Origin of the sequence: Ruania alba, from assembly GCF_900105765.1 — a bacterium.
GTDB classification, from domain to species: Bacteria; Actinomycetota; Actinomycetes; order Actinomycetales; family Beutenbergiaceae; genus Ruania; species Ruania alba.
The window spans coordinates 492,944-514,075 of sequence record NZ_FNTX01000002.1; the positions used below are offsets into that span (position 1 = coordinate 492,944).

General features: G+C 68.7%; 18 protein-coding genes. 12 read left to right on the plus strand and 6 right to left on the minus strand.

Annotation, left to right across the window (positions count from 1 at the left end; translation table 11 throughout):
* Positions 1-322: 322 nt before the first annotated feature.
* The 3 genes from BLU77_RS12780 to BLU77_RS12790 form a co-directional block, all read right to left on the minus strand.
* Positions 323-1,345, minus strand: a complete 1,023-nt coding sequence (locus BLU77_RS12780) for a LacI family DNA-binding transcriptional regulator (RefSeq protein ID WP_342741468.1) — start codon at positions 1,343-1,345, stop codon at positions 323-325.
* A 221-nt stretch (positions 1,346-1,566) separates the two neighbouring features.
* Positions 1,567-3,228 (minus strand): hypothetical protein, encoded by a 1,662-nt coding sequence (locus tag BLU77_RS12785; protein ID WP_089773517.1) that lies wholly within the window; start codon positions 3,226-3,228, stop codon positions 1,567-1,569.
* Entirely contained in the window at positions 3,225-3,524 is a 300-nt protein-coding gene (locus tag BLU77_RS12790) for a hypothetical protein (protein WP_089773518.1), read from the minus strand. Before BLU77_RS12790 ends, BLU77_RS12785 begins: the two co-directional genes overlap by 4 nt.
* 139 nt (positions 3,525-3,663) lie before the next feature.
* On the opposite strand from BLU77_RS12790, the gene BLU77_RS12795 reads away from it, so the two are divergent.
* The 6 genes from BLU77_RS12795 to purB all read left to right on the plus strand — a co-directional run bounded on the left by BLU77_RS12795 (position 3,664) and on the right by purB (position 9,887).
* Positions 3,664-4,197: a GNAT family N-acetyltransferase gene (locus BLU77_RS12795; protein ID WP_089773519.1), complete on the plus strand. Its 534-nt coding sequence runs from the start codon at positions 3,664-3,666 to the stop codon at positions 4,195-4,197.
* A 302-nt stretch (positions 4,198-4,499) separates the two neighbouring features.
* Positions 4,500-5,963 carry a reverse transcriptase domain-containing protein gene (locus BLU77_RS12800; protein WP_175477092.1) on the plus strand — a complete coding sequence of 488 codons (1,464 nt, stop codon included), beginning with the start codon at positions 4,500-4,502 and terminating at the stop codon, positions 5,961-5,963.
* A 46-nt stretch (positions 5,964-6,009) separates the two neighbouring features.
* Entirely contained in the window at positions 6,010-6,483 is a 474-nt protein-coding gene (locus BLU77_RS12805) for a low molecular weight protein-tyrosine-phosphatase (protein ID WP_089775731.1), read from the plus strand.
* Entirely contained in the window at positions 6,483-7,265 is a 783-nt protein-coding gene (locus BLU77_RS12810; protein ID WP_089773521.1) for a fructosamine kinase family protein, read from the plus strand. The genes BLU77_RS12805 and BLU77_RS12810 overlap by 1 nt, the downstream gene beginning before the upstream one ends.
* 249 nt (positions 7,266-7,514) lie before the next feature.
* Positions 7,515-8,393 (plus strand): alpha/beta fold hydrolase, encoded by an 879-nt coding sequence (locus BLU77_RS12815; RefSeq protein ID WP_089775734.1) that lies wholly within the window; start codon positions 7,515-7,517, stop codon positions 8,391-8,393.
* Between the two features lie 69 nt (positions 8,394-8,462).
* The gene (gene purB, locus BLU77_RS12820; RefSeq protein ID WP_089773522.1) at positions 8,463-9,887 is read left to right on the plus strand and encodes an adenylosuccinate lyase; all 1,425 of its coding nucleotides are present in this window, start codon (positions 8,463-8,465) and stop codon (positions 9,885-9,887) included.
* A 49-nt stretch (positions 9,888-9,936) separates the two neighbouring features.
* Here the strand turns inward: purB and BLU77_RS12825 are convergent, their stop codons facing one another.
* The 3 genes from BLU77_RS12825 to BLU77_RS12835 all read right to left on the minus strand — a co-directional run bounded on the left by BLU77_RS12825 (position 9,937) and on the right by BLU77_RS12835 (position 13,578).
* A complete protein-coding gene (locus BLU77_RS12825; protein ID WP_175477093.1) occupies positions 9,937-11,592 on the minus strand; it encodes a type 2 periplasmic-binding domain-containing protein in 1,656 nt (551 codons plus the stop codon).
* 61 nt (positions 11,593-11,653) lie between these two features.
* Positions 11,654-12,574, minus strand: a complete 921-nt coding sequence (locus BLU77_RS12830; protein WP_217632449.1) for a carbohydrate ABC transporter permease — start codon at positions 12,572-12,574, stop codon at positions 11,654-11,656.
* On the minus strand, positions 12,571-13,578 hold the full coding sequence (locus BLU77_RS12835; protein ID WP_245708845.1) for an ABC transporter permease: 1,008 nt from the start codon (positions 13,576-13,578) through the stop codon (positions 12,571-12,573). The genes BLU77_RS12830 and BLU77_RS12835 overlap by 4 nt, the downstream gene beginning before the upstream one ends.
* A 240-nt stretch (positions 13,579-13,818) precedes the next feature.
* Here BLU77_RS12835 and BLU77_RS12840 point away from each other — a divergent pair, with 240 nt between their 5' ends.
* Genes BLU77_RS12840 through BLU77_RS22675 form a run of 6 tightly spaced genes read left to right on the plus strand, consistent with a single transcriptional unit; the run spans position 13,819 to position 20,991 of the window.
* Positions 13,819-16,338, plus strand: a complete 2,520-nt coding sequence (locus BLU77_RS12840; protein WP_089773524.1) for a glycosyl hydrolase family 95 catalytic domain-containing protein — start codon at positions 13,819-13,821, stop codon at positions 16,336-16,338.
* Positions 16,335-17,522 carry a CaiB/BaiF CoA transferase family protein gene (locus tag BLU77_RS12845; protein ID WP_089773525.1) on the plus strand — a complete coding sequence of 396 codons (1,188 nt, stop codon included), beginning with the start codon at positions 16,335-16,337 and terminating at the stop codon, positions 17,520-17,522. Before BLU77_RS12840 ends, BLU77_RS12845 begins: the two co-directional genes overlap by 4 nt.
* On the plus strand, positions 17,519-18,634 hold the full coding sequence (locus tag BLU77_RS12850; RefSeq protein ID WP_089773526.1) for an extracellular solute-binding protein: 1,116 nt from the start codon (positions 17,519-17,521) through the stop codon (positions 18,632-18,634). Before BLU77_RS12845 ends, BLU77_RS12850 begins: the two co-directional genes overlap by 4 nt.
* Entirely contained in the window at positions 18,621-19,076 is a 456-nt protein-coding gene (locus BLU77_RS12855; RefSeq protein WP_089773527.1) for a MaoC family dehydratase, read from the plus strand. The genes BLU77_RS12850 and BLU77_RS12855 overlap by 14 nt, the downstream gene beginning before the upstream one ends.
* Positions 19,073-19,900, plus strand: a complete 828-nt coding sequence (locus tag BLU77_RS12860; RefSeq protein ID WP_089773528.1) for an amidohydrolase family protein — start codon at positions 19,073-19,075, stop codon at positions 19,898-19,900. Before BLU77_RS12855 ends, BLU77_RS12860 begins: the two co-directional genes overlap by 4 nt.
* Positions 19,897-20,991, plus strand: a complete 1,095-nt coding sequence (locus BLU77_RS22675) for a Gfo/Idh/MocA family protein (RefSeq protein WP_245708846.1) — start codon at positions 19,897-19,899, stop codon at positions 20,989-20,991. The genes BLU77_RS12860 and BLU77_RS22675 overlap by 4 nt, the downstream gene beginning before the upstream one ends.
* Positions 20,992-21,132 lie beyond the last annotated feature (141 nt).

The following is a 21,132-nucleotide window of genomic DNA, read 5'->3' on the forward strand; positions in this document are numbered from 1 at the left end:
GTGCCGTCGGAGTGAAATTTAGACGTTTTAGTCGTGTCGGGTCAAGAGCCCTATGCGGGCTGGCACTGATCCTCGTCCGACCGCGACATGATGCGTTGACGCAGAAGAGTCTCCGCGGGGCAGTGGCACTATGGTCGCCAAAGCAGTGCGTTCGCGCTGCTGATGCGTTGCCTCGGCTGTCCGCGAGACGCCGGGTTCCTGACCGAGTTTGCTAGCGTGCGGTCGCGGTGAAGTGGGGCCGTCCCGGCCATTCAACGCTTCATGGCAGTAACGCACCCGCCTTCCCACAAGTGCGCGTTTGGCGATCCGGGACACGCACTGGTCAGCGCTTCGTGCTCGCTCGCACAATGAGTTCAGGCGGGAGCAGCACCTGCTCACGGTGATTGCGAGGATCTGCAGAGCCCTCGATGAGCAGTCGCAGGCCCTCGCTTGCAAGTTTGTCGCGCGGCTGTCGTATCGAAGTCAAGGGCACGATGGCCGAAGCGGAGAACTCGATGTCGTCATAGCCCATCACGGCGATGTCCTGCGGCACCCGCAGCGTCTCGTGCTGCGCCAAGGCCTGCAGAAGCCCGAGGGCGAGGAGGTCATTGGCCCCGAATAGGGCATCGGGACGCTCTTGCTTCGGCAGGGCGGCCAGGTACGAGCCGGCCGCTTGCCCCTCAGTGACCGTCTGCTCGGCCGTATCGACATGCTGCAGCAGCACGCCGGGGTGGCGCCGCAGCTCCTCAGTAGCACCAGCCCACCGATCGTGGACCAAGTGCATGGGACCGCCAACGAACGCAATCCGGCGGCTGCCACACTCGATGAGGTGGCGTACAGCCATAGCTCCTGCCGCGTGCCCATCGAGGGATACTGTCGCAAAACGCCCAGGATGGGGATGCGTGTCGAACAGCACGAGCGCGGAACCACGCTCCTGCAGTCGTTCCATCCGCGGTGTGGGTCCATCGATCGGTGCAACCAGTACGCCACGCACCCGCTGCTGCTCGAATACATCGACGAAGCGGTTCTCACGCTCAAGGTCCTGGTTGCTGCTACCAGTGAGCACGGTCATTCCTCGTCGTTCCGCCGCTTCCTCGCAGGCATGAGCCAGTTCGGCGAAGAACGGATTCGCTGCGTTGAGCACCACCAACCCGATCGTAGTTCCCGCACCAGTCCTCAGTTGGTGAGCCAGGCTATTGCGAACGAAGCCGATCTCATCCATGACCGCCAGCACCCTAGCCACCGTGGCAGGAGCAACTAGGTGCGGTCGGTTCATGACATTCGAAACTGTCCCATCCGACACGCCCGCCCGATGGGCTACTTCACGAATACCGACCCGGCCACGCGGCCGCTCTGTCATGGTCATTGTCCTCGGAAATTATCACGCCTAAGGCACAGGCACCCAGTGACTGCGTTCGTCGCGCCCACCGGCTGGATCTCACCAGGGTGGACGATAAAGCGACCTGATGGCCGTCGCATCTTCGGCTAGCAGCGGCGACTGGGCGCGCCCAGTCCCAGCCCCAGAAGCGTACGACACGATCAGGACGTCGCAGGCACATTTGAACGCGAAAGCAGCCGGCAGTCACCTCACTCCTCGCGCCGCATCTGGAAGTACACGGTCTCGGTGGTGACGCTTCCGGTGGCGAGGACGTCGGCGGACTGTGCCCGCCAGCTCTCGATCGCCGGATCGGTGCTGGCATCGATCAGGGTGCCGGTGCGCGCGTAGGCGGGCAGGTCGTGCGAGTCACCGATATGGCTGACCTCCTCGTCGGCGGCGAGCGCGGAGTCGGACGCCCATCGCCGCACGGTCACCCGGTTCCCTGCCACGGGGTTGTCCTCGTTCGACAGTGCCCAGACGCCGTCCTCCCCGTGCTCGACGTGCAGCAGCGCCACATCCTCTGGGGTGGGCAGGTGGCCGGTCGGCCCGCCGAAGGTGATCACCGACTGGATGTCGAACTCGCTGTGCACCACCGGGTCGTTCGCCATCTGCGTCACGATCATCCCCGACTGGGAGTGCCCGGCGAGCAGGACCGGCTCGTCCGGCTGCACGCCGGCCGCACGCAGCATCTGGGTCACTCCCTCCTGGGAGGCGGAGTCCTGCCCGGAGAACAGACGCAGGTTCGAGTCCCAGTCCAGCGGGTTCGGGTTGCGGATGGCTCCGCCGAGGCGCTCCACCGCGCTGTTCACGACCGGGCTGGCCAGGGGAACACCTGGAACGGGGGGCACGAGTGGCGGTGCGGGGACGTGTCGCATTGCTGGGGCGAGTGGCGCCAGGGGTGTGGCCTGCGCGGCGGTCTGCAGCAGCGGATGGAAGAACGGGTTCGTCACCGGCCTGGGATCGTCCCAGGAGGTCTGGGTGCCGGGAACGTACACCTGCCAGGACACGTTGCCGTCGGCATCGGTCACTCGGTCCAGGCGCACCGTTCCTTCTGGCAGGTCGTCGCGCTCGCGGAAGTCCCCGATCCCCTGAGCCACGTCCTCCACCCCGTCGGCGGCAGCTGTTCGCTGAGCCTGGAGTCGGCCGTTGACGACCTGGGGCGTGGGATACACCCGCTGGATCGTCACATCGGTCCCGGTGCCCAGCACAAGTCCGGTCGTATAGCTGGTCATCCCGGCGAGCAGCACGCTGCGGTTCACCGCCTCGAAGCCGGGGACGACCCAGTCCAGGACCGGCCCGCCGGTGGCGGTCCAGCTGAGCTCCTCCAGCATGTATCCCAGACCGGGTCCGGTCGGCGTCACCTGGCCGCGGTCGGCGGCGATGCCCATATTGCCCGCCACGATCATCGCCAGCCGGGGCACTGCCCAGGGGAGGTAGTCCAGGCCGAACAGCCACGGGACTGGTTCCGCGGCCCCGGTGATCGAGCGCGGAAGCGTGTGCACCATCCCGTGCAGCACCTGGTTCTCGGCCCGTTCGTACTCCTGCCGCGCCTCCAGCAGGGCGGCGGCGAGATCATCGGCCTCCCGGATGGCGGTGAGCAGCCGCAGTTTCGCCCCGTAGCACTGAGTCTGGGCGTACTGGCCGGAGCGGAAGGCCAGCGGGGTCGAACCGCGCACCGCGTCGTCGGCGATATCGATGCGGGTGTAGACCTCGTGCAGCCGGCTCTCGATCGCGACGGCCTTCATCCGCAGACCGGACAGCTCGGCGGTATCGGTGTCGATGGCCACGCCATAGACGTTCAGCTGCGCGTCGGCCTGGCCGGACCAGTACCCGTCTCGGTTCCCGTCCGGAACCTGTGCCCCACCGCTCATACCGGTGTCGGCCCGCCGGTGAGCAGCGCCTGCCGCACGTGGTCGAGCTCGGCCTCGTGAACGCGCGCGGCGGACGCGGCGAGGTCGATGTCGGCAGCGGCTGCCTCGATGGCGGCGGCGAGGTCACGCACCCGGCGGGTGTACGCCCGTGCCGCAGGAGACTGCCAGTGGGTGGGCTCCAGATTCGCGGTGGCCGTCGCTACCGTCCGCGCATCAGTGGCAGCGGCAGACAGCGTGATCGACGCGCTCAAGGTCATCGGCGCACCGCCGAGACGGAACGGGGCGGGTGGGTTCATTCGTGGCCTCCTTTTCTTCCGCTCGACGCTAAGGACCGGGCCGGATCGCTGCGGCGGGGCGGCGGAGGGGCTGTGGACGGTGGCGCATCGGCTATCCGCTGGGGACAGCCCACCTGCGATCGGGGGCACAATGAAGCGCATGCATGAAGGGCCCGTGCTGAACGCGTTGGAGACCGAGCGGCTCCTGCTGCGGCCGCAACGCGCAGATGACGCCGCGGTCTACCACCAGCTGTGGACCGAACGGGATCCGCGCGTGCCCGCCCACCGTCGGATCAGTCCCGAGGGCCACCCCTCCGTCGCCGAGGTCGCCGCGACGATCACCGACGGCAGGACCCCGGGCCTGCTGGGAGTCGAGCGGAAAGACACCGGCAGCGTGATCGGCTACTGCGGACTGATCGCCCACGGGCACGGTTCACCGGCCGAACCCGAGCTGGCGTACGAGCTGCTGCGCGAGGCGCACGGCCGCGGGTACGCCACCGAGGCCGCTCGGGCTGTGGTGACATGGGCAGGTGAGGCGGGCTATCGCCGGCTGTGGGCAGGGGTGCGGGACTGGAACCTCGCCTCCCGCCGGGTCCTGCTCAAGCTCGGTTTCCGCGAGACGGACGAGGTGGAGCGCGATGACCGCCACGGCAACAGCCTGCTCACCGTCCGAGACTTGTCAGGACTCCCGTGATGTCAACCTGGAGGAAAAGCCCGTGTCGTATCGCTTGAGCGTGGTGTGCACCGGAGGTCGTGGTCTTCGGATACGATCGACGTGCCCAGCAGGGCTGGGGAGGCTTGGTGTCGGGCTGACGCGCGGGAACGCGCCTTGAGACTGCCCACCGATGGGATGCAGTCGCTGCGGAGCGTACTTTTCCCCCCGACCCAGCCGCCCCCCCACGTTGAACGGGAGGCCTGGTGTTCCGGATAACCGTAGCCGCGCTCGAAACCGAGTGTGCGAAGTTGATCCGGAAGCAAGAGCAGTACATGAGGCGGATGCGCGACGACGATGTGCGTCGGCTCCGCCGCACCGTACCAGGCAAGGCAGCCCTCCAGCGCCCGGCATACTGGACGCTTGATTCTGGCTTCAACCCCTACCATGTGCGCGCGCACGCCCCTGCGATCGTCCGGGCGGTGAACCTCGCACTGGTCAACAAGGACTACAGACCGCGCCCGCCATACGCACACACCGTTCCGAAGCCGGACGGCGGAAAGAGAATAGTGTCGGTCTTCCAGATCGTCGACGCGGTCGTCTCGAAGACCATCTATTACTCTTTACTGGGCAAGAACGCCGCGCTGATGAGCGCCCGGTCCTACGCGTATCGACCGGACCTCTCGACTCACGACGCCATCCAATACGTCTCGAGCGAGTTCGGTACGGACGACCGAATTTACGTTGCTGAGTACGATTTCTCGGACTACTTCGGCTCGATCTCACACGATCACGTTTGGGATCTGCTTTCGCGCGAGTTCCTTCTGTCGACACCAGCCGAGAGACAGGTCATCAAGGCATTCCTGCAGGCTCCGCTTCAGCACGGAGCGTACGACCCCCAGGCCCAAGAGATGCGCAGCGGTCGCGGCTTGCCACAGGGCACGTCGATATCTCTGTTCCTCGCAAATCTTGCCGCCTGGGACGTCGATCGCCAACTAGAACGAATGGGTGTGAGTTTCGTCCGTTACGCAGACGACACCTTGATCTGGTCGAGGCGCTATGAAGAGATCAGTCAGGCGGCGAACATCTTGCACCGTGAAAGCAAGCAAATCGGCGCCAAGATCAATCTAAAGAAGTCGCACGGCATCCGCCTATTCGTTCCCACCGGGGAGCCGACGGAAATGACGCCGACCTCCGAAGTAAATTTCGTCGGCTACAGGTTTTCGCGCGGGCGCATCGGTCTGCGAGACGAGGTCGTCGTGCGTATGAAGTCCCGCATGCAGTACCTCGTCTGGTCCAACCTGCTCGAAGCGCTCCAAGCGATGACTTTCAACCCTGGACGTGTCAAAGATCCGATCGACCGCGACTACCAGGTCATGATCATGCAACTCCGCCGCTACCTGTACGGAAATTTGACCGAGGAACGAGTGCGTGAGTTCCAGCGAGGCGCAATTCGACGTATGCGCTACCCAGGCGTGATGTCGTACTTTCCGCTCGTTGACGATGAGGAGCAATTGCGCGCTATCGATGGGTGGCTGTCCTCAATCGTGGCTCAGGCGCTCAAGCGCCGCGCAGATCTCCTTCGGTCTCTGGGGATTCGTAGCCTCCCAACACCGCACGGTCTGCGTGGCGATGCGTTAGTGCGTGCTCAGGGCAGCACTTCGGCAGGCGTCCCCGTGGACCTGACTATTCCCTCCGTGTCTCGCTTCGCGTCCGTGCTGAGGAAGGCAGCGAACATGTACGGAGCGAACGTCGTCGGACGCGGGACGGGTGTCGAGGAGTATCAGTACCAGATCTCGGGGATGTGACGCGGTGACATCGATCCGCGCAGCCAGCACTGGCTCGTACTCTGTGATGTGCGTGTGCACCGGAAACATCTGCCGTTCCCCGATGGGCGAAGCGGTACTCCGCGACGCCTTCGAGGCGGCGGGACTCGGTGACCGGGTGGAGGTGGTCTCGGCGGGAACGGGTGCCTGGCACCTCGGCAACGACGCCGACCACCGGACCCATCGCGTACTGACCGCGAACGGTCATCAGCTCGTGGGGCACCAGGCCACCCAGTTCGCGGCCGAGGACTTCGCCGCGCTGGACCTGGTGCTCGCCCTCGACGGCAGTCACGAACGCGCCCTGCGCCGGCTGGCCCCCGACGCCACGGCACGCGCCAAGATCCGGCTGCTGCGCAGCTTCGACCCGGACGCCCCGGAGGGTGCGGACGTGGCCGATCCCTACTATGGCGAGCACAGCGACTTCGAGACCGTGTACGAGCAGGTGAGTGCCGCCGTCGACGGCATCGTGCGGTACGTGCAGACGGAGCTGGCGGGGCGCTGATGAGGACCTGGCGCAAGACCGACTTTCCGCATCCGGACGCCGCCCTCGCCGAGGCCGATGGGTTGCGTTGGCTGGCCCAGCCCGACGGCGGAGCTCGCGTGGCGCAGGTGCGTCACGCTGAGCCGGGGCTGCTCGACCTGGAGCACGTGAGCACCGGCGGCGGGAGTGCCGCGATGGCTCACGCGTTCGGCGCCGCCCTGGCCCGCACCCATGCGGCCGGGGCGCCCTCCTTCGGGTACGTCCCGGGGTCCACCGGCGGTTTCATGGCCGGGGCACCGATGCCCGGCTCGGAGGCCGCGACGTGGGGTGAGTTCTACGCCGAGGCCCGGGTGCTGCCCTACGTGCGCAGGGCAGCGGAAGCCGGCGCGTTCCGTGACCCTGAGATTGCCGTGTTCGAGGCAGTGGCCGAGCGGCTGCGGTCGGGGGAGCTGGACCACGCACAACCTGGCCTGTTGCGCACCGGAGGGACCGCCGTCGCGCGACTGCACGGTGACCTGTGGAGCGGCAACGTGCTCTGGGGTGACGGCGATCCGGGTGAGGTGGTGCTCATCGACGCCACCGCGCACGGCGGGCACGCCGAGACCGACCTGGCGATGCTGGACCTGTTCGGTACTCCGCACCTGGACGAAATCCTCGCGGGATACCAGGAGGTCTCCCCGCTGGCGGACGGCTGGCAGGAGCGGGTGGCGCTGCACCAGCTCAACCCGCTGCTGGTGCACACGGTGCTGTTCGGCGGCGGGTACGCCCAGGCCGCCCTCGCCGCCGCCGCCCGCTACCGCTGACCCACCCCGCACCTCTGACCCCCACTCCGCGAGTGCGGCCAATCTCGCTCACCTGGTGAGATATTCGCGAAATGGGCAGCACTCGATCCCCGGCGAGTGCGGGCGGGTGGTCATCGACGGACCATCACTCCGCTCCCGAGCACCTGTCGTGGCGGTCCGACCGACTTCGCCGCGGCACCGATGAGTTCGCACCCGGTCCGTAGTCCATCGTGATGAAGAGTCCCGCAACGCCACCCGTGGAGGTTCATGATGCATCCGACGACCGACTCGCCCCAGCCCCGTACTGTCGGCACGGTCGAGGTGAACGGCGTGCGGCTCGGGATCGAGCAGTTCGGCAACCCGGCGGACCGGCTCGTCCTGTGCGCGGGCGGCACCACGATGCTCTCCTGGCCCGATGAGCTCTGCGCGGCTCTCGCACTCGGCGGTCGGCACGTGGTGCGCTACGACCTGCGCGACTCCGGCGCCTCGCTCACCTCGGACCCCGAGAGTCCGGCGTACACGCTGCGCGACCTCGCCGCAGACGCGGCGGCACTCGCCCGTGAGCTCGACCACCGGACGGCGCACCTAGCCGGTATCGGCGTCAGTGGGATGGTGGCCCAGGTCGCTGCGCTCGACCACCCGGACGCGTTCTGCGCACTCACTCTGGCCGGAACCCGATCCGTCGCCCCGGGACCGGTCGATGACGACCTGCCCGATCATGATGAGGCAACGATGGACCGGCTGTTCTCCGGCCCGATGCCCGACTGGTCCGATCGCGAGGCGGTGGCAGCGTTCGCTGCCAAGGGCGCTGAGATCCTCGGCGACGACCCTGCCGCTGCCCGTGCCGTGGCCGGGCGCATCTGGGACCGCACGCCAGGCACGGCGCCGGCGGTGCACATGGCGAACCAGCTGGGCATGGTGTTCGCCGGCTTGGACTGCACCCCACGCTGGCGCGAGCGGCTGGCCGAGATCACGCTGCCGAGCCTCGTGGTGCACGGCCGCCGCGACCCGTTCTTCCCCGTGGGGAACGGCGAAGCGCTCGCCCGCGAGATCCCCGGTGCGCGCCTGCTCGTTCTCGACGGCGCTTCGACGGCGATCCCCAGCGCGTCAGCCGACGACGTCGCGACGGCGATGCTCGCCCTCTCGTAGCAGGGTGGCGGTGTGGGCGCGGCGTCGGCCAGGTTCGGGGGGTCGGGCAGGGTCTGGGATGATGTGATCATGGAGCGCGTTCCCTTCGCCGAGTTGCCCGATATCGCCCTCGGCCCGTTGGACGGCCGCTACCGCGGAGCCGTGGCCCCGCTGGTGGATCACCTCTCCGAGGCGGCGCTGAACCGCGCCCGGCTGCACGTGGAGGTGGAGTGGCTGATCCACCTGACCACGAACCACATCCTGCCCGGCGCCCCGGGCCTGAGCGAGGCCGAGATCGCCTACCTGCGTGACGTCGTCGCCACCTTCGGTGCCGAGGAGATCGCCGAGCTCGCCACGATCGAGCGGGAGACCCTGCACGACGTGAAGGCGGTGGAGTACTTCCTGAAGCGGCGCCTGGCCTCCGCCCCGGACACCCTCGGCGAGACTGTCCTTCCGCAGGTCTCGGAGATCGTGCACATCTTCTGCACCAGCGAGGACATCAACAACCTGAGCTATGCGCTCACGGTGCGCGACGCCGTCACCGACGTATGGCTGCCCTCGGCACGCAGTGCCACCGACGCGGTGGCGGACCTGGCCCGCGAGCACGCCGATGTGCCGATGCTGGCCCGCACGCACGGACAGGCGGCCACCCCGGTGACCCTCGGCAAGGAGCTCGCGGTGCTCGCGCACCGGCTCCGCCGGCAGATCCGCCGGATCGAGGCGGCCGAGTACCTCGGCAAGATCAACGGCGCCACGGGCACCTACGGGGCGCACACGGTCTCGGTGCCGGATGCCGACTGGCAGCAGGTCGCCCGCGCGTTCGTGGAGCACCTGGGCCTCACCTGGAACCCGCTCACCACGCAGATCGAGAGCCATGACTGGCAGGCCGAGGTGTACGCGGACATGGCGCGCTTCAACCGGATCCTGCACAATCTCGCCACCGACGTGTGGACCTACATCTCACTCGGGTACTTCCGCCAGCGGCTCTCCGCCCAGGGATCCACCGGATCCTCGACGATGCCGCACAAGGTGAACCCGATCCGGTTCGAGAACGCCGAGGCGAACCTGGAGATCTCCTGCGCACTGCTGGACACGCTCTCGGCCACCCTGGTCACCTCCCGGCTGCAGCGCGACCTCACCGACTCCACCACCCAGCGCAACATCGGGGTAGCGTTCGGGCACTCGATGCTCGCCCTGGACAACGTACGCCGCGGGCTCGCCGGGCTGGACGTGGACGCCGCGACCATGGCCGCCGACCTCGACGCCAACTGGGAGGTACTCGGCGAGGCCGTGCAGTCGGCCATGCGGGCCGCAGGGATCGCCGGCGCCCAGGGCATGGCCGACCCGTACGAGCGACTCAAGGAGCTCACCCGCGGGCGTCGCGTGGACGGGCCCGCGATGCGGGAGTTCATCTCCGGCCTGGGCCTGCCCGACGACGTCCAGGCTCGCCTGCTCGCCCTCTCCCCCGCCGACTATGTGGGCCTGGCTCCGCAGCTGGTGGCGCACCTGGACTGAACGCACCGGTGCCCGGGCCGTACGCGGCCCGGGCACCTGCGTCAGGGGATCACTGAGCCGCGTCCCAGGCCTCCTGGTAGATCTCCACGTACCGGTCGCTGCCGTTGGCCACCAGCTCGTCCTGGAAGGCCTGCCATGCGGCGTCGTCGTCGATGTCACGCACCCCGGTGACGAACTCGGCGCTGGCCTGCAGCACCAGCGACTCGACGTTGGTCTGGACCGTCGAGAGCTCGCTGGCGGCCTCGTCCGGGATCCAGAGGTTCCAGTACGGGAACGCGTTCTCGGGGCTGTTCTCGGCGTACGCCTGAGTCGCCTCGAAGAGGCGGCGCTCGTAGCCCGACAGGTCGTAGATGTCCTCGGGAACGACCTGCGACTGACGGAACTCCTGACTGCCGTAGTACTGGGCGAGCGGGCCCCAGGACGAGTTGCTGTTCTCGGTCTCGTCGGCGCCGCTCAACCGGTGCCGGACGTAGAGTGGCTCGAGATCCTCGTTCAACGCGACGTCACCCTCCTCGGCGTAGTCCCAGGCGACGCCCTCCTCACCCCACTCGGCACGCAGGTGGTTGTCGTAGTCGATCATCCAGTCGACCATCTGCACGAGCGTGGCCGCCTCCTCGTCGGTCGCGTTGTTCGTGATGACGAAGGTGGCACCGGCGGAGGAGGAGCTCACCTCCGAGGCGGGCGAGCCATTCGGGCCGGTCAGCGGGGGCAGGGTGTCGTAGTTGGTGTCGCGGCCGTCCTCCTGGCCGACCGTGACGAAGACACCGGGGTGGCCGACGGTTGCGGCGCCGAGGATCGGGTCGCCGGCGACGTCACCGAGCGCGAGCAGCGCGTCCTGGTTCTGCGTGAACGCGGCCTCGTCCACAAGGCCCTCCTCGAACAGCGAGTTCACGTAGCGCAGGCCGTCACGCCACCCGTCCAGCGTCGGCTGGAGGGTCACATCTTCACCGTGCAACCCGAGCGAGCCCGGCACGGAGCCATCCACACTGGAGGTGGCCATGTAGACGAACGGGTTCATCAGGAACGGCAGCACCGAGTTCCCGCCGGGTGATCCGGACAGTGGCACCTCGTCGGCCTGACCGTTGCCGTTCGGGTCCTGCTCCTTGAAGGCGGTCAGCACGTCGCGCAGCTCCTCCGGCGTGGTCGGCCGCTCCAACCCGAGGCTCTCGAGCCATGCGGAGTTCAGCCACAGCTTCGAGGGGTAGGTGCAGTGGAAGCAGTCGTTCCACTGCGGCAGGCCCCAGACGGTCCCATCAGGTGCCGTGGCGAGCCGTTCCCACTCTGGGGTGTCGGCCCATGCGGACTGCAGGTTGGGCGCGTTCTCGTCGAGCAGGTCGTTCAGGGGCCGGACCAGCCCCTGGTCGCCGAACTTGAGCAGCTCGGCCTGGGTGAACTGGTCCACCCAGGGGATCAGAAGGAACGCGTCGGGGTACTCACCGCTGGCGAGCGTGATCTGCCGTGACTCCGACGCCGCTGCGGCGTCCCACGTGGTCGTCTCGAATTGCAGGTCCACGCCGAACTCCTCCTCCAGCATGAGGGTGAAGGAGTTGGTGTTGAGGTCGCTGTCGGGGCCCTGCTGGCTGTAGATGGTGATGACGCCGTCATCGGTGGGCTCCTCCTCACCACCGGGTGCGCAGGCGCTGATCCCCAGTGCCAGTCCACCGACAGCGAGAACCGCCGCGGACCTGCGGTAGGTGCGTGTCATGTCATGCCTCTCTTCGTCGTGAGGTGGTGCCACCGTCTTCGGTGACGCGAGGTGCATCCGTTCAGCCCTTGACCGCGCCCAGCAGCAGGCCTCGGGTGAAGTAGCGGGCGACGAACGGATAGATGAGCATCATCGGGACCGTCGAGACCACGATGAGTGAGTACTTGAGCAGGGCCGCGAGCTGTTGCCGCTCGATCGCTGCGGTGACGTCGGCGCCGGCGTCGGTGTTGAGGATGAGGATGTTCCGCAGCACCAGCTGGAGCGGGTACAGGCTGTCGTCGCGCAGGTAGATGAGGGCGTCGAAGTAGGAGTTCCACTGCACGATCGCGTACATCAGCGCGATCACCGCCAGCATCGGGGCCGAGAGCGGGAGCACCACCTTCCACAGGATGCGCAGGTCGCTCGCGCCGTCGATCTCGCCCGCCTCGCGCAGCTCGTCCGGGATGGCGGTCCGGAAGTAGGTGATGGCGAGGATCGCCGGCCACACCGCTACCGCCTTCGGGATGAGCAGCGCCCACCTGGTGTCCAGCATGCCGAGCGCCTGCACCACCAGATAGGTGGGAATCAGCCCTCCGGCGAAGAGCATGGTGAAGACCACCGCACCCGTGAGCACCTTGCGCCCGGCGAAACCTGAATGGGAGAGCGGATAGGCGAGCATCACCGTCAGCGTCACACTGATCACGGTCCCCACGACGGTGTAGAAGAAGGAGTTCGCGAAGCCGGTGAGGATCGTCGGGTTGGAGAAGACCACCTCGTACCCGCGCAGCGTGAAGTCCACCGGCCACAGGAACACCCGGCCGGCGGAGACCGCCTCCGGGCTGCTGAACGAGCTGACCAGGATGTACCACAGGGGCAGCAGCACCACCAGCAGGAACGTCGCGAGCAGGATGTAGACGCCCACCAGGAACACACGGTCGACGGGCGACTCCCGCACCCGCCTCCTGCGGGTGCGGCGAGCTCGCTGGGTCAGCACGGCGCTCACCACAGCCCCCTCCCCGTCACGCGCTTGGCGACGATATTGACCCCGACCAGCAGCACGAGGTTGATCACCGAGTTGAAGAGCCCGATGGCGGTGGCCAGGCTGAAGTCGGCGTTCTGGATACCCACCTTGTAGGTGTAGGTGGCGATGATCTCGGACTGGGAGAGGTTCAGCGGGTTCTGCAGCAGGAAGGCCTTCTCGAAGCCGACCGCCATGATGCTGCCGACGGAGAGGATCAGGACGACGACGATCGTCGGGGTGATGCTCGGCAGGTCCACGTGCCAGATCTTCTGTAGCCGGTTCGCACCGTCCACCTTCGCCGCCTCGTACAGGCCGGGGTCGACGCCCGCGAGCGCCGCCAGGTAGATGACGGCGGAGTAACCGGCCGTCTGCCAGACCTCGCTCCACACGTAGACGTGACGGAAGAAGTCGGGCTGAGCGAGATAGTCCGTGGCGGGCAGGCCGAAGAACCCGGTGAAGTCGCTCACGAGTCCGATGCGGGGCGAAAGGATGAGGATCGCCATCGACACCACGATCACCGTGGAGATGAAGTAGGGCGCATAGGTGACCATCTGGACGGTCCGCTTGAAGAACCGGGCCCGGATCTCGTTCAGCGCGAGCGCGAGGATGATCGGGATCGGGAAGCTCGCGATCAGCGCGTACAGGCTCAGCAGGAAGGTGTTGCTGACCACCGTGGTGAACATCGGGTTGTCGAAGAACCGCTGGAAATACTCCAACCCCGCCCACGGCGAGCCCCAGATGCCTTGGACCACGTTGTAGTCCTTGAACGCGATGACAGCGTTGCCCATCGGCACGTACTGGAAGATCAGGAAGTAAGCCAGCGGCGGGATGACCAGCAGGTACAGCTGCCAGTGCCGGCGGATGGACCGGCGAAGACGGCCACGACGGCCACCGGACCAGCGACGTGACGTCGGGGCCTCGCGGACGGCTGACGAGGGAACCGCCGGCGGCGCCGCGCTGGCGGTACCCAGTCCGGTGTGCACCACGGGTGGCTCCTCTCGAGCAGTCTCGAGGCGTGGTGCGCCCGCCTGCGCTGGGCTGCGTGAACCATGACCTCATCGTCCGGTGAATCGTTTGTCTGGATGCTAGCCACCGATCATCGAGGAGCGCAACCCTCGAGCCGACAATCTCGTTCACATGCCTGAATAACAAGTCACAGAACGGCTTGCCAGAGGCCACTGAGAACCGGCTAGAGTGTCCGCAACTCGTTGAAACGATTCCCTGGGGTGACAGTGCCGTCGACGTTCTCCTTTGCTCACCCACCTTCCGAGGTGGCCTCGGACATGCATGTCCACGGGCTCTCGTTCAGCACCGCCGCTGCGGAATGGGTCGACGCCCTGCCTCTGGGCAATGGCCGCCTCGGCGCCATGGTCTACGGCGGCGCGGAGGAGGAACTGATCTGGCTCAGCGAAGGGACCGTGTGGTCGGGTCCACCGCGTCGCCCCAGCGAGCACCCGGTGACGGCGCAGCTAGCCCGGGCAGCGATCCGCTCGGCGCGCGCAGCGCTCACCTCGGGTGACCCTGTCGGGGCCGAGGAGGCCCTGCAGGCGCTGCAGTACTCGTATCCGCAGGCGTTCCAGCCGCTCGCGCGGCTGCGCCGGGCGGTCGCCTCCGCGCACGAACCAGCACCCCGGGCCGAGGTCGTGCCCAAGCGGGACCACGCCACCACCGCCGCCTCGCACCGCCGCGGACTCGACCTGCGCTCGGCGATCTCGTGGACGAGCGCCGCCTCACCAGCAGGTCCGGTCGCCCAGCGTGCCTTCACCAGCGCTCCGGCCGATGCGCTGGTGCTCGAGGTCTCGGCCGGCGGCCGGCCGATCAGCTTCACGCTCGACTCCCCGCTGCGCACCGAGCGCAGCGGAACCGAGGGCACCGGGGCCTGGGCGATCCTGCGTGCCCCGGATGACGTGATTCCCGCCGTCCAGCGTGACCCGGACCCGATCCGCTGGGCTGAGGAACCACGCGGCGTCCAGGCGGCCGTGGCCCTGCACGCACTCAGCGGCGAGGTCCGCACTCGCACCACCCCGGACGGGGTGGTGCTGGAGGTGGCCGGCGACGCAACGCTGATCCTGGCCGTCCGCACCACCTTCACCCGGCTGGGCCAGGAGCCGACGGGCGATGTGGACGAGGCGCTCGCCGCCGCCCGCGCCGCGTGCAGCGAGGTGGCGGAGCAGTGTGCGGTTCGGGGCGTGGCGGCGGTGCGCGGTGCGCACGAACAGGCGCATCGCGAGCTCTACGACCGCACCGAGCTCCAGCTCGGCGCACCAGCCGATCGGGCGACGGCTGGTGCGGGCGAACCCGCAGACACCAGCACCATCGGCGACACCGATGCCCTGCTCGCGGCCGTCCAGGACGGTGAGGGTGCCCACGCCGGCGCGGCACCGGAGCTGACCGCACTGCTGTTCCACCTCGGCCGGTACCTGCTGATCTGCAGCTCCCGCCCCGGGGGGACGCCGGCGAACCTGCAGGGCGTGTGGAACCAGCGCATGCAGCCACCGTGGAGCTCGACCTTCACGATGAACATCAACACCGAGATGAACTACTGGCTCGCCGAGACCACCGGGCTGGCCGAGTGCGCCGAGCCCCTGTTCGACCTGGTCGAGGCCCTGGCCGAACGCGGCCGCGAACCGGCCGAGCGGATCTACGGCTCCTCCGGGTGGGTGGCCCACCACGCCAGCGACATCTGGGCCTTCACCGACCCGATGGGCGACGGCACGCATGACCCCGCCTGGGCGTTCTGGCCGTTTGCCGGCGTGTGGCTCACCTCGCACCTGACCGACCGGCTCGCCTTCTCCCACGACGACGCAGCAGCCCAGCGCTTCTGGCCGACCCTGCGGGGTGCGGCACGCTTCGTGCTCGACTGGCTCGAGCCCCGCCCCGACGGCACCCTGGGCACCTCCCCCTCGACCTCGCCCGAGAACAGGTTCGTCGTCGAGGGCGGGCGCTCCTCCTCCGTCGCCTCCGACTCCACCATGGATCTGGAACTGGCTCGCCAGTTGCTGCGCTCGATGCTGCGTCTGGCCGAGCAGTACGGCCTGCAGGACGAGGCGCTGCTGGACGAGGTGGCCCGCGCGCTCCCTCGGATCGCCCCGATCGGCACCGACTCCACCGGCCTGCTGCGCGAATGGGCCCAGGTGGAGCGGATGGTCGATCCACACCACCGCCACATCGCCCACCTCGTCGGTATCCACCCCGCCGACCAGGCGCCGACGCCCGAGGTGGCCGCCGCAGCCAGCCGCAGCCTCGACGCCCGCGGCGACGAAGGCACCGGCTGGTCGCTGGCCTGGAAGATGGCGATGCGTGCACGCCTGCGTGAGCCGGAGGCGGTGGGCCGGCTGCTCGATCTGTTCGTGCGTCGTGCCGTGGAGGTCACCCCGAAACCCGGTGGCGGGCGCTGGCGTGGCGGTCTCTACCGGAACCTGTTCTCCGCGCACCCACCGTTCCAGATCGACGGGAACTTCGGATTCGTGGCCGCGATCGCCGAGACGCTGCTGCAGTCGCACACCGGCACCCTCGACCTGCTGCCTGCACTCCCACCGGACCTGCCCGACGGCACCGTGCGGGGCCTGCGGGCCCGCACCGGGATCACCGTCGACCTGCACTGGTCGGCGGGAACGCTGCGCAACGCCACGCTCCGTTCCGACCACCCCCAGACCGTGACGGCGAGATACCGCACCAGCACATGGCAGCTCGACCTCCATCCGGACGAGCCGGTGCACCTGACCACCGAGGAGTCGCACTCATGACCGCATCCGCACCGATTCCGGACCCGCTCGAGGGCTTCCTCGTTCTTGACTTCAGCCAGTTCCTCGCCGGCCCCGTCGCCGCGCTGCGGCTGGCTGATCTCGGGGCACGGGTGATCAAGATCGAGCGCCCCGGCCTCGGCGACATCGGCCGCGGCCTCGCGTTCGCCGGCGCGAAGGCCGGTGCGGACACCGTCTCCTTCCACGCGATGAACCGCGGCAAGGAGAGCCTGGCCGCGAACCTGAAGGACCCGGGCGACCTCGCTGTGGTCCGTGAGCTCGTGGACCGGGCGGACGTGGTCGTGGAGAACTTCCGGCCCGGTGTGATGGAGCGGCTCGGGCTCGACTACGAGACCGTCCGCGCGACCAACCCCGGCGTCGTCTACGGCTCGATCACCGGGTACGGCGAGGAGGGACCGTGGCGCGACCGCCCGGGCCAGGACCTGCTCGCCCAGTCGATCGCGGGCGTGCCCTGGCTGCAGGCCGACCCGGAGCCCAGCCCCATGGGCATCGCCATCGCCGACCACCTGGCCTCCTGCCACCTGGCGCACGGCATCACTGCGCTGCTGCTGCGGCGGTTGCGCACCGGAATCGGCGGGCATGTGCGTACCTCCCTGCTGGAGGCGATGGTCGACATGCAGTTCGAGATGCTCTCGGTCCGCCTCACCGATCCAGCGGCGCTCACTGAACCTGTGCGCGGCCCGCACAGTGCGCACAGCTACCTGCCGGCGCCCTACGGGGTGTACCCGACGGCGGACGGGTACCTCTCGATCGCGATGAACCCGGTACCGCGCGTGGGTGAGCTGCTGCAGATCCCCGAGCTGGTGGCGATGACCACCCCGCAGACCTGGTGGGAGGAGCGTTCCCGGATCGAAGGCCTCATCGCCGACCGGCTCCGCACCGACACCACCGCCGCGTGGCTGACGATCCTGGACGAGGCCGACATCTGGTGCGCGCCACTGCACACCGTGGACGAGCTGGTCGAGCATGAGGGCTTCCGCCGGATCGACATGGTGCAGACGCTGCACCGTACCGAGCCGGACGGCACCCGCACCGAGGTGACCACCACCCGCTCGCCACTGCGCATCGACGGCGTCCGCCCCCGTTCGGCGAGCGCCGCACCCTCGCTCGGCCAGGACAGCGGGCGCCTGCGCAGCGAGCTGACGCCGGCGGAGCGGGCATCATGACCCTCACCCTGCGAGGCATCACCTGGGACCATCCGCGCGGCTTCGACAGCATCGTTGCCGCCTCCCGCACCTACGCATCCGAGCATGACGTGGAGATCGTCTGGGAGAAGCGGTCGCTGCAGGCGTTCGCCGATCAGGGGCTGGAGTCCCTGACGGCGCAGTTCGACCTGCTCGTGATCGATCACCCGCACATCGCGCACGCTGCCCATGAGGGCCTGCTGGCCCCCCTTCCCGACGGCGAAGGTCCCGCTGCATACGTGGGCCGCTCCTACGAGAGCTACCGGTGGCAGGGGGCGCAGTACGGCCTGGCCATCGATGCCGCCGCGCAGGTGGCGGCCTACCGGCCGGACCTGCTGCCCGAGCCGCCACGCACCTGGGCGGACGTGCTGGACCTGGCGAGGGACGCCGTCGTGCTCTGGCCGTACAAGCCGATCGATGCGTTCGCCTCGACCTTCACGCTCACCTCGGGTGTGCAGGGCTACGACGGCGGACGGGGACGTTTCGGGGATCCGGACGCCTTCGCGCAGGCGTGGGACGTGCTGGGCCGGTTGCGGGACCTCGTGCCCGCGGAGTGCAGTGCCGAGAACCCGATCGAGACCTCTGAACGGCTGGCCACGGGTGATCGGTGGTGCTACGCGCCGCTGCTGTACGGCTACGTCACCTACGCCCGGCCCGGGTTCCGGCCGCACCGGCTCGCGTGGACGGACATCCCGGCGATCGAGGGGGAGCCGCGTGGTTCGATGCTCGGTGGCGCGGGCCTGTCGGTCTCGGCGCACGGCGTCCATCGTGACGAGGCGCTCGCCTTCGCCTGCTGGGCCGGGACGGGCGCGGTGCAGCGTGGGGTCTACGCCGAGGCGGGCGGCCAACCGGGTCACGTCGACGCGTGGGAGGACGTGGCGCTGGCGGAGCGGACCGGAGACTTCTTCGGCGGCACCCGCCGCACCCTGGAGCTGGCGAGCCTGCGACCGCCGCACCCCGGGTACATGGACGTGCAGAACGCGGCCTGTGCACGGGTGCACCGGGGACTGATGGAGCGCGAGGGTGCCGCCGCTGTGCTCGAGGACCTGGACCCGATGTTCGCCACCCTGGGAGTGACACATGCAGATCGTTGACAAGTTCGCCGAGGACTACGCCGTCGGCCAGGTGCGTCAGACTCTGGGGCGCACGATCACTGAGGCCGACGTGGTGCTGCACGCCGGCCAGTCCGGCGACTTCTTCCCGCACCACATGGACGAACGTTGGTGCGTGGAGGAGGCGGGTCTGGGGGGCCGGATCGCGCACGGCACGCTGATCATCGCCGTGGCCGTGGGGATGACGGCCGGGGACGTGAATCCGCAGGCGATGAGCTACGGCTACGACAGGATCCGGTTCATCAAGCCCGTGCTGATCGGGGACACGATCACGGTGACGGCGGAGATCACCGCGATCTCCGATCACCCCAGGCGTCCCGAGCTGGGCCGGGTGGACGAACTGGTCACGGTGACGAATCAGCGGGGCGATACGGTGCTGTCGTTGGTGCACCTGTACGTCGTGACGAAGCGAGGAGAGTCGTGATCGACGCCCATCTGCACGTGTGGGACCACCGGCGGTCCGGCTACGGCTGGCTGGACCAGGCGCCGGAGCTGCTGCGGCGCGACCACCTCCCGTCCGAGGCACTGGACATGCTGGCCAAGCACGGGTTCGCCCGCGCGGTGCTCGTCCAGGCCGACGAGACCCTGACCGAGACCGAGTACCTGCTCGAGCTGGTGGCCACGGAGCCGCGCTTCGCCGGTGCGGTCGTCTACCTGCCGCTGGAGGCCCCAGACACGGTGGCCGAGCATCTGACCAGTCCGGCAGCAGGAGTGGTGGGCGTGCGCAACCTCACCCACGACCGGCCGGACCCGGACTGGATCCTGGGGGCGGAGCAGCGCCGCAGCATCGACCTGATCGGTGCCGCCGGGCTGCCGCTGGACGTGGTGGCGACGCTGCCTCGCCACCGGGAGAATCTCCTCACCCTTGCGCGGCAGCACCCCAGCCAGACGTTCGTGCTCGATCACCTGGGCACTCCGGCGCTGGACGGGGGCGATGCCGCCGATCTGTGGCGGGAGCAGCTGGGTGAGATCGCGAGCTGCCCGAACACGGTGGCGAAGGTGTCCGGGATCTACGCCTCCGGCGGACCGGCGAGCGCGGACCAGATGCGCGCGGTGCTCGGCACTGCCGTGGAGCTGTTCGGGCCCGACCGGCTGATGGTGGGAACCGACTGGCCGGTGTGCACGGCCTTCGGCGGCGCGGAGGCAACGCTGGCTGTGCTGCTGAGCGCCGTCGGCGAACTGGAGCCTGACCAGCAGACGGCCCTGCGCACCGGTACGGCGGCGCGGGTGTACGGGGTGCCGACGTGAGCGCTGCCCCGGACGGAGCCGGGCTCGAGCGCCACCCGGATCCGGCCTATCTCGCCGATGCACCGGAGCGCACTTTGCCGATCGTGGTGATCGGCGCGGGCGGTATTGCCCGAGACGCCCATCTGCCGGCCTACCGCAAGGCGGGCATGCCGGTGGCGGCGCTGGTGGACCTCGATATCGAGCGCGCCCAGACCCTGGCGGCCGACTTCGGGATCGCCACCACTTACGACCGGCTGGAGGAGGCGGTCGCCGCCCACGGAACCGGCGCGATCTACGACGTCGCCGTGATGCCGGACGCGTTCGGCGCGATCCTGCACGCGCTGCCAGACGGGGCGGCCGTGCAGCTGCAGAAGCCGCTCGGCTACACCTACGCGCAGGCACGTGAGCTGGTGACGATCGCCGAACGCAAGCAGCTCGTGGCCGCGGTGAACACCCAGTTGCGGTTCGCCCCGCACGTGGTGGCGGCCCGCCGGCTGATCGCCGAGGGCGCTATCGGAGAGCTGATCGACCTCGAGGTGCTCGTGCGGGTGGAGACACCGTGGGAGCTGTTCCCGAGCGTGTTCGGACTGGAGCGCATGGAGATGCCGATGCACTCGGTGCACTACGTGGACCTGGTGCGTTCCTTCGTAGGGGATCCCACCGGGGTCAGCGCAGTGACGGTGCCGCACCCGCACAAGGAGCTGGCGAGTACGCGGACCGGGTACCTGCTGCACTACGCCGGCCGCCCGCTGCGGGTGACGATCAGTACCAACCACGATCATTCGTTCGGGGCGTCGCACCAGGAGGCGGCAGTGCTGTGGCACGGCACCGAGGGTGCGATCCGTGCCGAGCTCGGGTTGCTGCTGGACTACCCGCGCGGTGGGGCCGACCTGCTGGAGATCACCACCGGTGAGGGGTGGCGGGAGATCGAGGTGGCCGGCTCCTGGTTCCCGGACGCCTTCATCGGCTCGATGGGGGCACTACAACGCCGTGCCACTGGGGAGTCGGCGACGCTGCCGACATCGGTGCGCGACGTGCTGCGGACCATGGCCGTGCTGGAGGCGGCGCACGAGGCCGGCCAGGCGGGTGGGCATCCACTGCCGGAGGGGTGAGCAGGCGGCCACCCGCTCCCGGATGCCGGGCACGTCGCCGCGGGGCGTGACTGGCGAAGGCCGGCGAGTACTCAGACCCCAGGGGCAGGCCCGGTGGACTCCCGCAGCACCAGCTCGGGGCCGGATCGTCCACCACGCGAC